The sequence below is a fragment of the Leisingera sp. S2M4 genome, from assembly GCF_055398055.1.
In genome coordinates, this window is the sequence record NZ_AP040861.1 from 277,001 (window position 1) to 289,807 (window position 12,807).

Sequence of the window (12,807 nt, forward strand, 5' to 3'; positions counted from 1 at the left end):
TCAGCGTGCTTGCAATCTGGACACTTCCTAGGAGACCCTCGCTCATGCCCAAAGGATACTGGGTTGCCCATGTCGACGTCGAGGACATGGACCGCTACAAGGACTACGTCAGCGCCAATGCCAAACCCTTTGCGGACTACGGCGCCCGCTTCCTGGTGCGGGGCGGCCACAAGGAAGTGCGTGAGGGCCAGATGCGGGCACGCACGGTGGTGATTGAATTCAAGGATTTCGCAACCGCCAAAGCGTGTTATGATTCCGTTGCCTATCAGGACGCCAAAGCCTTGCGCGACCCGGTGTCCAGGGGTGACATGGAAATTATCGAAGGCTACGACGGCTGACACCGCTGCCTCATCTGCACGCGCACACCGAGGATCCCGCATGCCCCTGCTCAAGAAATTCTTTCAGGCCTTCCGCCCTGCCGAACCGCCCGCCCTGCCCGATCCCGATGTGGAGCTGGCACTGGGCGCGCTTCTGGTCCGGGTGGCGCAATCGGACCGGGACTATCAGCTGGAGGAGATCAGCCTGATCGACCGGATCCTGGCCCGCCTTTACCAGCACAACGCGATCGAGGCCGCCAAGGTGCGTGCGACGTGCGAAAAACTGCACGCCGCGGCCCCGGAAACCGACACCTTCGGTCGCCTGATCCGCGAGACGACCGGGCTGGAGGAACGGATGGCCGCGCTCGACGCGCTCTGGGAGGTGGTGTTGGCTGACGGCAATGCCCACGAAGGCGAAGTGAAGATCGTCGAGGAGGCTCGCAGCGCCATGGGCCTGTCCTACGCTGACAGTCAGGCGGCCCGCGCCCGCGCCGAGGAAAAACTCGCCCGACCGGCAGGAGACCACTGATGTTCAAGGACCTGTTGCGCCGCTTGCTGGATCCCGCCCCCAAGCAGTTGGACGACGAGGGAGCCCGGCTCGCCTTGACCGCCCTCCTGGTCCGGATCGCGCGGTCTGACCACAATTATTCCGAGGTCGAAAAAGATCGCATCGACCGCATCCTCGGCACCCGCTACGGCCTGGACACCGGCGGTGCGCTGATCCTGCGCGAACAGGCAGAGGCGCTCGAAGCCGAGGCCCCCGATACTGTCCGTTTCACCCGCGCCATCAAGGATGCCGTGGCCTATGAGGACCGTATCGCGGTGATCGAGGCGCTGTGGCAGGTGGCACTGGCCGACGGTCAGCGGGATGTGAACGAGGACGCGCTGCTGCGGCTGTCCGCCAGCCTGCTCGGGGTCAGCGACATGGAAAGCGCGCGCGCACGCCAACGCGCGGAGGCGGCGCTGTGATCGCATACCTGGGCATGTATGATCGCCCCGAAACCGCCGCCGCCAACGACCGCCTGTGGGCTCTCATTCGCGCACACCTGGGGTCCGGCCCCGAGCAGCTGACCCGTGAGGCGGATGGCGATCCCTGGCGGATCTGGACCTCGCCGCAACTGTTGCTTGCACAGACCTGCGGCTGCCCCTACCGCACGCGGCTCTATGGCGAGGTGGAACTTGTCGCCACGCCCGACCACGGTTTGCCCGGCTGCGCCCCCGGGTTCTACAACAGCGTGTTTGTCGCAAGGGCGGAGCGCAGCGGTCAACCGATCAGCGCGTTTGACGGCGCCACCTTCGCCTATAACGACGGGCTGTCGCAATCGGGGTGGGCCGCGCCAATGATCCACCTGCACGATCGCGGTCTCCTGCCCGGGGCCTTGCTGGCCACCGGCGGGCATCAGCAATCCGCCAGGGCCGTGGCCGAAGGGCGCGCCGACTTTGCCGCGCTGGACGTGGTCAGCTGGCAGATCATCCGGGAGCATGACGCCTTTGCCGCGTCGCTCTGCGAGATCGACCATACCGCTCCGTCTCCGGCGCTCCCCTATATCACGGCCGTGGGCACGAACCCGACGCCGCTGTTTTCCGCGCTGGAATCAGCCATCGCGGAGCTCGGAGAGGCGGACCGCCAGACCCTGCGCCTGCAGGGTCTCGTGCGGTTCACGCCAAGCGATTACCTCGCGGTGCCCACGCCGCCCGGCCCTGTGCTGACCGAACAGCGCATCCGTCAAGGCAGCCGGGCGTAACGTCATCTCCGTTTTGCGCGCTCCGAAGCTCCAATTCGTCAGCTGATCCGCCAGATCTGCGGTTTGAACATTGCAATCAGGCTTTTTTTCGGTCCAATAAGAACGAATTTCCATTCACAGGGACAGACACGCCTTGACCGATACTTCGCCCGTTCTGCAAATCCGCGACCTCCATAAATCCTATGGTGAGCTGGAGGTGATCAAAGGTGTGGACATCACCGCTCGCAAGGGGGACGTGGTTTCTCTGATCGGGTCCTCCGGCTCTGGCAAGTCCACACTCCTGCGTTGTTGCAACCTGCTGGAGGACAGCCAGCAAGGCGACATCCTGTTCAAGGGCGAGCCGATCACCTGGACCGGCAGCGGCCTCGCACGGCGCCCCGCCGATCCCAAGCAAGTGCTGCGGATTCGCACGAATCTCAGCATGGTGTTCCAGCAGTTCAACCTGTGGGCGCACATGACGATCCTGCAAAACGTGATGGAAGCCCCCGTCACCGTTCTGGGTCGGGACCGCGCCGAGGTCGAGGAAAAGGCCCGGCACTACCTGGCCAAAGTGGGCATCGGCGACAAATGCGACGCCTATCCGGCGCAGCTGTCCGGCGGCCAGCAGCAGCGGGCGGCCATCGCCCGGGCCCTGTGCATGGAGCCGGAGGCACTTTTGTTCGACGAACCCACCTCCGCGCTCGATCCCGAGCTGGAGCAGGAAGTCGTCAAGGTTATCAAGGATCTTGCTGCCGAAGGGCGCACGATGATGATCGTGACCCACGACATGAAGATGGCGGCAGACGTCTCCAGCCACGTGGTGTTCCTGCACAAGGGGCTGATCGAGGAAGAAGGCACGCCTGACGAAGTGTTTGGCGGAACCCGTTCGGAACGGTTGCGCGGGTTCCTGTCATCGACACGCCACGACCAATAAATTCAAATCAATAACCAACCAAATGGGAGTACTTTCATGAAATCTCTGTTCCTTGGCACCGCCGCCCTGGCGCTGACCGCCACCATGGGCCTGGCCGACACCGTACGCCTGGGCACCGAGGGCGCCTACCCTCCGTACAACTTCCTGAACGACGCGGGTGAAGTCGACGGATTCGAGCGCGAGCTGGGCGACGAGCTGTGCAAGCGCGCCGAGCTGACCTGCGAATGGGTCACCAACGACTGGGATTCGATCATCCCCAACCTGCTGTCGGGCAACTACGATGCCATCATCGCTGGCATGTCCATCACCGACGAGCGCAAGGAAGTCGTGAACTTCACCCAGGGCTACACCCGCCCGTCGCCCTCCGCCTACGCGGCGCTGTCGGATGACGTGGACCTCGAAGGCGGCGTGATCGCGGCCCAGGCTTCGACCATCCAGTCCTCGCATGTGGCCTCCACCGGCGCGACCCTGGTTGAATTCCCGAACCCCGACGAAACCGTCGCGGCCGTGAACGCCGGTGAAGTGGACGCGGTGATGGCCGACAAGGACTTCCTGATCCCGATCGTCAACGAGACCGAGCTGCAGTTTGTCGGCGAAGACGTGTTCCTGGGCGACGGCATCGGCATGGCGTTCCGCCAGTCCGATGACGAGCTGCGCAACAAATTCGACGCCGCCATCGCCAGCATGAAGGAAGACGGCTCGCTGAACGCGCTGCTGGACAAGTGGGAAATCGAGGGCAAGTTCTGAGCTGCCGACGCATTCCAAATCACGGAAGGGGGGCGTTATTGCCCCCCTTCGCCCCTGACCGGACGCCCTGAGAGGCCCGCGGCGCCACCTGCGGCACGCCGCGCCCCCAGGCCCAGATCATCAAGAGGCCCGCCATTTTCGCCTATTGCCTAGACCCGGCCAGCCTGGAGGGTATCCAGTGGCTGACCTGCTATCTGACCACCGGAAAGCATCTGTCTTTCTACCTGTCCTTCGGCACGGTGTTGCTGCTTCTGGCGGTGACCGCCCCGGCTGCGCTGCTGTTGGGATTTGGCGGGGCCATTGCCGCGCGCTCGCCGCTGCCGCTGCTGTCCTGGCCCGGCAAGGCCTATATCGCGGTGGTCCGCGGTGTGCCCGACATCGCATTTTTCCTCTTCTTCGTGATCGCGCTGGACCAGGCCATCGAATGGCTGCGACACAAGGTGAAATGCTCTGATTGGGAACAACCGATCCGCCAGGGCAATGACTTCGTGGTCTGCGAAATCGCCAAGATGCCGCTGGGAACCTCGCCGCAGTGGGTTCACGAGGTCTATGGCTTCAGCCTGGCCGTGGTCACCTTCGCGATCGTTTTCGGCGCCTTTGCCGCCAATGTGCTGTTCGGCGCGATGCAGGCCGTGCCGCGCGCGCAGATCGAAACCGCCGAGGCCTATGGGCTGAGCCGTCGCCAGTCCTTCTGGCGCATCCTGGTTCCGCAGATGTGGGTCTATGCCCTGCCCGGCCTGTCCAACCTCTGGATGGTGTTGATCAAGGCGACGCCTCTGCTGTTCCTGCTGGGGGTCGAGGACATCGTCTATTGGGCCCGCGAGCTGGGGGGATCGAAGACGGCCCGCTTCACCGACTATCCGCACCCGGACTGGCGCATGTGGTACTTCCTGGGTCTGCTGGTTTTCTATCTCCTCTTCACCAAGCTGTCCGAAGTGGTTCTGGAGCGGATCAGCACCCGCCTGTCGCGCGGCCAGGCAACCGTTGCAGGTGAGAAGCAAAGGAAAGCGGCATGAGCTGTCTTCAGACAATCCAGGATTACGGCCTGCGCTCGATCGGGTTCGGCGAACGCCTGCTGCCGCGCAGTGACTTCACGCTGTGCGACCAGTTCACGCTAATCGGCTCAGGCATGATCTGGAACATCTACTTTGGCACCCTTGCCGTGCTGGCGGGCTTCGTGCTGGCGAATGCACTGGCGGTGGCCAAGGCGTCCGACAACGCGCTGCTGCGCAAACCGGCCGACTGGTTCATCTTCCTGTTCCGCGGCTCGCCGTTGTTCATCCAGTTCTTCTTTGCCTACTTCCTGTTCCTGAACCTCAAAAGCGTCCACCCGGTGTTTGATTCCTTCACCTCGGCGTGGCTGGGCGCGCTGATCGTACTGTTCCTGAACACCGCCGCCTACTCGGCAGAGATCTTCTACGGCGCCCTGCGGTCCATCCCCAAGGGCGACGTGGAAGCGGCGGACGCCTATGGCATGACCGGCTGGCGGCGTTTCCGGCGGATCACTTTTCCGACCATGATGCGGCTGGCCTGGCCTGCCTACACCAACGAGGCGATCTTCCTGTTCCACGCCACGACGCTGGTGTTCTTCTCGGGCTTTCCTGCCTGGCGGCAGAAGGGCGACGCGCTCTACTACGCCAACTACTTCGCCGACAAGACCTTCAACCCCTTCATTCCCTACCCGATCCTGGCCTTCTATTTCATCCTGCTGACGCTGGTGATCATCGCGGTCTTCGGAATGGTGAACAAACGGCTCAACCGGCATTTGCCGCAGGAAAAGCGGACCAAGACGAAACTTCGGTTCAACCTGATCCGATGACCTCTCGACCCAGAACACTGAAATGGCTCCCACGGGGGCCATTTTTTTATGCCGATGTCGCTGCAAACGGCACAATGTGAAGCGCCCTCACGGCTCAGGTGATTTTTTTGATCAAATTTCTTGGCGAATGAAATTTGCTGCGCTAGGGTTGGCTCAGTGAAATCATGGAGCCTCCAATGGACCTGTCCGCTTTGAAAACCATCCGCATCGCCGCCTGTGACATGAATGGCCAGATGCGCGGCAAGCGCCTGCCTGCTGAGATGGCGGGCAAACTGGCCGAAGGCGCGGCGCGGATGCCGATTTCGACCTTGAACGTCGATCTCTGGGGCCGCGATGTCGAAGACAACCCGCTGGTGTTCGAAACCGGGGATGCCGACGGGGTCATGTTGCCGACCAACCGTGGCGCAGTGCCCATGCCCTGGCTCAACAGCCCCTCGGCGCTGGTACCGATGGCGATGTACTGGGAGGACGGCAAGCCATTCCTGGGCGATCCGCGCCATGTGCTCGGGGACGTGCTGGCCCGCTACGCCGCGCGCGGCTGGACGGTTGTGGCCGCCACCGAGATGGAGTTCAGCCTGCTGGACGACAGCGGCACGCAGCCTGCTCCGCCGATCGATCCGCAGACTGGCCGAATACTGGACCAGCAGTCGGTGCTGTCGGTGGCCGAGCTTGACGCCTTTGATGCCTTCTTCACCGATCTCTACGACGGTGCCGAAGCGATGGGCATACCGGCGCAATCCGCCATCTCCGAGGCCGGGCTGGGTCAGTTCGAAATCAACCTGAACCACCAGGAGGCAATGCGCGCAGCCGACGATGCCTGGCTGTTCAAGGCGTTGGTCAAGGGTCTGGCGCGCAAGCATGGTTTTGCCGCGACCTTCATGGCGAAACCCTACGCGGAAGAGGCCGGCAACGGCATGCATGTGCATTTCTCGGTCGAAGACGAGAACGGCAACAACGTGTTTGACGATGGCGGCGAAAAAGGCTCAGACCTGCTGATGCACGCGGTGGCGGGCTGCTTGGCCGCGATGCCCGCCAGTTCGCTGATTTTCGCCCCGCACGGGAACTCCTACGAACGGCTGGTGCCCGGCGCCCACGCCCCGGTCAGCGCCGCCTGGGCCTATGAAAACCGCACCGCCGCCATCCGCATTCCTGGTGGCAGCCCGCGCGCGCGGCGGATCGAACACCGGGTGGCGGGCGGCGACATCAATCCCTACCTGATGCTGGCCACGGTTCTGGGCGCAGCCCTTGCCGGGATTGAGGATGCCATGCAGCCGCCGCCCCCCTCTTCCGGCAATATCTACGAGATGACAGGCCTGCCGCAGCTGGCCGCGGACTGGGAGACAGCGATCGACTGGTTCGAGACCGACCCGCTGATCGCCCGTATCCTGCCAGCGCTCGCCATTCAGAATCTGGTGATGACCAAACGCCAGGAGGTCAAAGGCTTTGCCGAACGCCCGCGCGAGACTCATTGGCTGTCCTGGCTCGAGGCCGTATAGATCCACCTCAGGACAGCCGGTTTCGCCGGCTCTTGCCAGGCGTTCACGCCTCGGCTAGGCTAAATTTGATCATATTGGTGACACATGAAAATCGGCATTCTGCAGACCGGCCACTCCCCCGAGGATCTCTATGGCGACTTCGGCGATTACGACGCGATGTTCCGCGATCTCCTAGGCGGCAACGGATTTGAATTCCAGACCTGGGCGGTGGTCGACGGCATCTTTCCCGACGGCCCCGAAGCCGCTGACGGCTGGCTCATCACCGGCTCCAAGCACGGGGCCTACGAAGGCCACGCCTGGATCGCACCGCTGGAGGACCTGATCCGTGCCATAGATGCCCGCAAGCAGCCGCTGGCCGGGATCTGCTTTGGCCATCAGATCATCGCCCAGGCCCTTGGCGGCAAGGTCGAGAAATACTCCGGGGGATGGGCCATCGGCCCGGTCACCTACACGGTCGACGGCAAGGATCTGACCTTGAATGCCTGGCACCAGGACCAGGTGGTCGAACTGCCCGAAACCGCCCGCGTGCTGGGCGGCAACAGCTTCTGCCGCAACGGCGTTCTGGCCTATGGCGATCACATCATTTCCTGGCAGCCGCACCCGGAGTTCCCCAGCGCCTTTGTCGGGGGGCTGATCGAAAAACGCGGCCGTGGCGTGGTGCCGGACACGCTGCTCGACGCGGCCGCCTCCAAACTTGATACCCCCGTGGACAACCAGCAAATCGCAACCTTCCTCGCAGAGTTTTACAGGAAAGAGAGGACCTAATGTCAGCTTGGCTCGACGACCTTCCCGAAGCAGCAAAAACCTATCTGGAGGGCCGTCGTCTCGACGAAGTTGAATGCGTTATCTCGGACCTCCCCGGTATCGCCCGGGGCAAGGCGGTACCGGCATCGAAATTCGCGCGGCAGGATTATTTCCACCTGCCCGACAGCATCTTCTACCAGACCATCACCGGCGACTGGGCCGATGCGGCGGATGAGGATGGCTGGATCGAAAAGGACATGACGCTGAAGCCGGACATGTCCACCGCCACCGCCGCCCCCTGGACCGGCGACTGGACGCTGCAGGTGATCCACGACGCCTATGACCGCGACGACCAGCCGGTGCCCTTCAGCCCGCGCAACGTGCTGAAACGCGTGGTGCAACTCTACCGCGACCGCGGCTGGGAACCCGTGGTCGCCCCCGAGATGGAATTCTTTCTGGTCGCCCGCAACATCGACCCCGCCCATGGCATCAAGCCGATGATGGGGCGTTCGGGTCGCCCGGCGGCCGCACGCCAGGCCTACTCAATGACCGCAGTGGACGAGTTTGGCCCGGTCATCGACGACATCTATGACTTCGCCGAAGCACAGGGCTTCGAGATCGACGGCATCACCCAGGAAGGCGGCGCCGGTCAGCTCGAAATCAACCTGCGCCATGGCGACCCGGTCAAACTTGCGGACGAGGTGTTCTACTTCAAGCGGCTGATCCGAGAGGCGGCGCTGCGCCACGACTGTTTTGCCACCTTCATGGCCAAGCCGATCGAGGACGAACCCGGCTCCGCCATGCATATTCACCACTCGGTGATCGATATCGAAACCGGCGAGAACATCTTCTCCGGCCCGCAAGGCGGAGAGACCGACGCCTTCTACAACTTCATCGCCGGCTTGCAGAACCACCTGCCCTCGGGTCTGGCGGTGATGGCGCCCTATGTGAACTCCTACCGCCGCTACGTGAAGGATCATGCCGCGCCGATCAACCTGGAATGGGCGCGTGACAATCGCACCACCGGCATCCGCATCCCGCTGTCGAGCCCTGCGGCCCGGCGGGTCGAGAACCGTATCGCCGGCATGGACTGCAACCCTTACCTGGGCATCGCGCTGTCGCTGGCATGCGGTTATCTGGGCCTCACACGGGAAGAACGTCCGCGCAGACAGTTCAAGGGCGACGCTTACGAGGGCGAAGGCGATATTCCCCAGGTGATGGGGCAGGCGCTGGACCTGTTCGACGCGGCCACCGCCCTGCACGAGGTTCTCGGCCCGGAGTTTGCCCGCGTCTATTCCATCGTGAAGCGCACGGAGTACGAGGAATTCCTGCAAGTGATTTCCCCATGGGAGCGCGAGCATCTTCTGCTGAACGTGTAAACCCCCGGCGCTGCGCCCCGGTGCAGCGCCAGCGCATTTGAGTATTTCTGGAAAGATGAAGAGGGGAGCGCTGCGCCCGGCAGGCCGCGGTCGGCCTCCCATATAAGGTGACGCAATGGCTCTGAACCTGCTCTATTCGAATGACCGCAAGGGCGAATACCCGAACAGCTGGTACGCAGCCACCGCCACCCCCTTGCCGCCCTTCCCCCGGCTGCAGGCCGACGTGCGCGCCGATGTCTGCATCGTCGGCGCTGGCTACACCGGCCTGTCGGCAGCCCTACATCTGGCCGATGCGGGCCTGTCGGTGGTGCTGCTGGAAGCTCAGCGCGTCGGCTTTGGCGCCTCGGGGCGCAACGGCGGCCAGCTCGGCAGTGGTCAGCGGATGGAGCAGGACGGGCTGGAAAAGCTGGTCGGCGAAGACGATGCGCAAAAGCTGTGGTCGCTGGCCGAGGACGCCAAGGACCTCGTGAAATCGCTGATCGCCCGGCATGGCATCGAATGCCACCTGAAGCCGGGCGTGAGCCACGCCTGCTTCTCCGCGGGCGAAGTACGCCACGAACACGCTTATGCCGAACATCTGTACAAGCGTTACGGCTATGACCAGATCGAGCTGCTGGACCGCGACGGCATGCAGGCGCTCTGCTCCTCGCCCGCCTACGTTGGCGGCACCCTGGACATGGGCGCTGGCCACCTGCATCCGCTGGCCTATGCGCTGGGGCTCGCCCGCGCCGCGGATCGGGCCGGGGCGAAGATCCACGAAGGCAGCGAGGTCCTCGACATCGAAGAAGGTCCCACCCTGCGTGTCAGGACCGCGGGCGGCACCGTGACAGCGGATCACCTGATCCTCGCCTGCAATGGCTACCTCGGAGGGCTCAATGGCCAAGTTGCCGCGCGGGTGATGCCGATCAACAATTTCATCGTCGCCACCAAGCCCCTGGGCGATGACGCCGCGCGCGTGCTGACTCGCGACGTGGCGGTGGCGGACACCAAGTTCGTGGTGAATTACTTCCGCCTCAGCCACGACAAACGGCTGCTGTTCGGCGGCGGCGAGAGCTACGGCTATCGCTTCCCGGCCGATATTGCCGCAACCGTCCGCAAACCGATGGCGGAGATTTTTCCGCATCTGAAGGATGTTCAGGTGGATTACGCCTGGGGCGGCACCCTGGGCATTACCATGAAACGCATGCCCTATCTTGCGCGGCTGGCGCCGAATGTGCTGACCGCCTCGGGCTATTCGGGCCATGGCGTCGGCACCGCCACCCATGCAGGCCAGCTGATGGCCAGGGCGGTGCAGGGCCAGGCCGAAGGCTTTGACACGCTCGCACGCGTTCCGGCGCCGCGGTTTCCCGGCGGGCCGGGAATGCGCACGCCCCTGCTGGCACTGGCAATGACCTGGTTTGCCCTGCGCGATCGCATCGGGGTCTGAACCAGCGGAACTCCGCGACCTTGCGCAACACTTTTGTGAAAAAAGCCCGGTGGCGCAGGTTTCCGCCAAGGGAGCTCTTGGCAGGCGCGCATCTTAGTTTTAGATTTGCCACAGAAATTATTCAGGATTTTGAAATATGGCCCAGCCGCCCAACGTGCATGACGCTGAACCGATTCCCGCAGCTGCCCGCGAAGCCATCGACGCGCTGATGCAGTCGGGCGACCTGTTCCGCTATACCGCGCCGGAAAACGCGCCGGTCACGTTGCTGGAGCAGGAATATGCAGCGCTTCTGGGCAGCAAATACGCGCTGGCGGTTTCTTCCTGCTCGGCGGCGCTGTTCCTGTCGCTGAAGGCGCTTGGCCTGCCCCGCGACGCCCGCGTCCTGATCCCCGCCTTCACCTTTGCCGCGGTGCCCTCCTCGGTGGTGCATGCGGATTGCGTGCCGGTGCTGTGCGAAGTTGGCGACAACTACCGCATCGACATGGCGGATTTCGCGGCCAAGCTGGACAGCGTGCAGGCGGTGATCATCAGCCACATGCGCGGCCATACCTCCGACATGGATGCGATCATGGCGCTGTGCGATGCCCGCGGCATTCCGGTGGTGGAGGATGCCGCCCATTCGCTGGGCACCACCTGGAACGGGCAGAACATCGGCACCCTGGGCAAGGTCGGCTGCTTCTCGTTCCAATCCTACAAGATGGTCAACGCCGGCGAGGGTGGCATCCTGATCACCGATGACGCTGACCTGATCGCCCGCGCCGTCATCATGTCCGGCGCTTACGAGCACAACTGGAAGAAACACAAGGGACCGCGCGGTGAAAATGCGCCGGACCTGGAACAGGCCTTTGCCAAGTGGCAGAACCAGCTGCCGCTGTATAACCTGCGGATGAGCAACCTCTCCGCCGCGGTGATCCGCCCGCAACTGCCTGAGCTGGCCCGGCGGGTCCGCGACGGTCTGAAGAACCACGACTATGTCGCGGAGCGGCTGAACGCCTCGCCGTTCTTTGACGTGCCCGCGCCACTGACGCCCGAGCGACGCGCACCGGACTCCATCCAGTTCAACCTTGTCGGCCTCACCGAAGAGCAGATCTGCGCTTTCGCATCTGCAGCCGATGCAAAAGGTGTGAAGGTCCAGGTGTTCGGGCTGTCGCAGGACAATGCCCGCGCCTTCTGGAACTGGCAGTTCCTGCGCGACATTCCCGAACTGCCGAAAACCCGTGCGATGCTGATGAAAGCTTGCGACGTGCGCCTGCCGGTGCGCCTCAGCCGCGAAGAACTCGACGTGATCGCGGATATTCTGCTGGCCGCCGCCGACGAAACCATGGGCAAGGCCGCCGCCTGACGCCAGAGCGGCTGGCCGGTCGCAGCCGGACAACGCCCTTCTGCATAGAAAAAGCTTGGCACCGCGTCAGCGGTGCCAAGCCCAACTGTGGGTGTCATTCATCTGAATGACACCAAACAGGCGGGAGCGCCGCCCGGGTCATTTCATCTTTGACAGTTTTTCCTGTAGCGCCGCCAGCTGCTTCTTGATCTCGTCCAGATCTTCGCCGCTGTCACTCGTGGCTTCCTCGCGGCTGCCGCCCGTCCAGCCCTGGCCGCCAAAGCCACCGGTCATCGCCTTCAGAAACGCTTGCTGCTGCGCCTTGAGCGCCTCGAAACCCGGCATCTGCGCCATCGGATTCATGGCATTCATGTTCTCCATCATCTGCGACTGGCTTTCGCGCAGCATCTCGAAGGACGTCTGCAGGAACTGTGGCATCACCCCACCGCCCGGCACCATGTAGCTGCGCACCAGGTCGTTCAGCACGTTGACCGGCAGCACGTTTTCACCGCGGCTTTCGTGTTCCGCGATGATTTGCAGCAAATATTGCCGTGTCAGGTCATCGCCGGTCTTCAGATCGACGATCTGCACCTCGCGGCCGTCGCGAATGAACCCGGCAATATCCTCCAGAGTGACATAGTCGCTGGTCTCGGTGTTGTACAACCGGCGACTGGCGTACCGTTTGATCAGCAGCGGTTTTTCCTGTTCTGCCATCTACTTCCTCCCCGGTCATGACGCATTGCAGCAAAGCCTATGCCACTGCAGAACAAAAGGGAAGCCTTCGTGCAAACGGCGCACCATCCCTGCCCGCCCGCGCCGCGCAGCTGGATCGGCGGCGCTTGACCTGAAGTGGGCTTCAGCTTTTACAGATTATTCCGGAACAGATTCGACGGCAGGAGA

General features: G+C 63.3%; 14 protein-coding genes. 13 read left to right on the top strand and 1 reads right to left on the bottom strand.

Annotated features, from left to right (window positions below; all coding sequences use genetic code 11):
• Positions 1–44: 44 nt before the first annotated feature.
• From ACZ52D_RS01405 to ACZ52D_RS01465, 13 genes are all read left to right on the top strand, one after another.
• On the top strand, positions 45–338 hold the full coding sequence (locus ACZ52D_RS01405) for a DUF1330 domain-containing protein (protein ID WP_222453877.1): 294 nt from the start codon (positions 45–47) through the stop codon (positions 336–338).
• Between the two features lie 46 nt (positions 339–384).
• Positions 385–846, top strand: a complete 462-nt coding sequence (locus ACZ52D_RS01410; protein ID WP_369927663.1) for a tellurite resistance TerB family protein — start codon at positions 385–387, stop codon at positions 844–846.
• The gene (locus tag ACZ52D_RS01415; protein WP_369927577.1) at positions 846–1,286 is read left to right on the top strand and encodes a tellurite resistance TerB family protein; all 441 of its coding nucleotides are present in this window, start codon (positions 846–848) and stop codon (positions 1,284–1,286) included. Before ACZ52D_RS01410 ends, ACZ52D_RS01415 begins: the two co-directional genes overlap by 1 nt.
• On the top strand, positions 1,283–2,062 hold the full coding sequence (locus tag ACZ52D_RS01420) for a phosphate/phosphite/phosphonate ABC transporter substrate-binding protein (RefSeq protein ID WP_464442309.1): 780 nt from the start codon (positions 1,283–1,285) through the stop codon (positions 2,060–2,062). Before ACZ52D_RS01415 ends, ACZ52D_RS01420 begins: the two co-directional genes overlap by 4 nt.
• Positions 2,063–2,195: 133 nt before the next feature.
• Positions 2,196–2,975 carry an ABC transporter ATP-binding protein gene (locus ACZ52D_RS01425; protein WP_222453881.1) on the top strand — a complete coding sequence of 260 codons (780 nt, stop codon included), beginning with the start codon at positions 2,196–2,198 and terminating at the stop codon, positions 2,973–2,975.
• 36 nt (positions 2,976–3,011) lie between these two features.
• On the top strand, positions 3,012–3,722 hold the full coding sequence (locus ACZ52D_RS01430) for a transporter substrate-binding domain-containing protein (protein WP_222453882.1): 711 nt from the start codon (positions 3,012–3,014) through the stop codon (positions 3,720–3,722).
• A 134-nt stretch (positions 3,723–3,856) separates the two neighbouring features.
• Positions 3,857–4,738, top strand: a complete 882-nt coding sequence (locus tag ACZ52D_RS01435; protein ID WP_369927665.1) for an ABC transporter permease — start codon at positions 3,857–3,859, stop codon at positions 4,736–4,738.
• Positions 4,735–5,541 carry an ABC transporter permease gene (locus ACZ52D_RS01440; RefSeq protein ID WP_222453884.1) on the top strand — a complete coding sequence of 269 codons (807 nt, stop codon included), beginning with the start codon at positions 4,735–4,737 and terminating at the stop codon, positions 5,539–5,541. The genes ACZ52D_RS01435 and ACZ52D_RS01440 overlap by 4 nt, the downstream gene beginning before the upstream one ends.
• Positions 5,542–5,717: 176 nt before the next feature.
• Positions 5,718–7,037, top strand: coding sequence for a glutamine synthetase family protein (locus ACZ52D_RS01445; protein ID WP_417473586.1), 1,320 nt, complete (start codon positions 5,718–5,720; stop codon positions 7,035–7,037).
• Positions 7,038–7,121: 84 nt separating this feature from the next.
• A complete protein-coding gene (locus ACZ52D_RS01450; protein ID WP_464442311.1) occupies positions 7,122–7,802 on the top strand; it encodes a type 1 glutamine amidotransferase in 681 nt (226 codons plus the stop codon).
• Complete coding sequence (locus ACZ52D_RS01455) at positions 7,802–9,160, top strand: glutamine synthetase family protein (RefSeq protein ID WP_222453887.1); 1,359 nt, start codon at positions 7,802–7,804, stop codon at positions 9,158–9,160. The genes ACZ52D_RS01450 and ACZ52D_RS01455 overlap by 1 nt, the downstream gene beginning before the upstream one ends.
• A 115-nt stretch (positions 9,161–9,275) precedes the next feature.
• A complete protein-coding gene (locus ACZ52D_RS01460) occupies positions 9,276–10,586 on the top strand; it encodes an NAD(P)/FAD-dependent oxidoreductase (protein ID WP_464442312.1) in 1,311 nt (436 codons plus the stop codon).
• Between the two features lie 136 nt (positions 10,587–10,722).
• The gene (locus ACZ52D_RS01465; protein ID WP_464442313.1) at positions 10,723–11,928 is read left to right on the top strand and encodes a DegT/DnrJ/EryC1/StrS family aminotransferase; all 1,206 of its coding nucleotides are present in this window, start codon (positions 10,723–10,725) and stop codon (positions 11,926–11,928) included.
• Positions 11,929–12,066: 138 nt separating this feature from the next.
• Here the strand turns inward: ACZ52D_RS01465 and phaR are convergent, their stop codons facing one another.
• Positions 12,067–12,621: a polyhydroxyalkanoate synthesis repressor PhaR gene (gene phaR / locus ACZ52D_RS01470; protein WP_222453890.1), complete on the bottom strand. Its 555-nt coding sequence runs from the start codon at positions 12,619–12,621 to the stop codon at positions 12,067–12,069.
• Positions 12,622–12,807 lie beyond the last annotated feature (186 nt).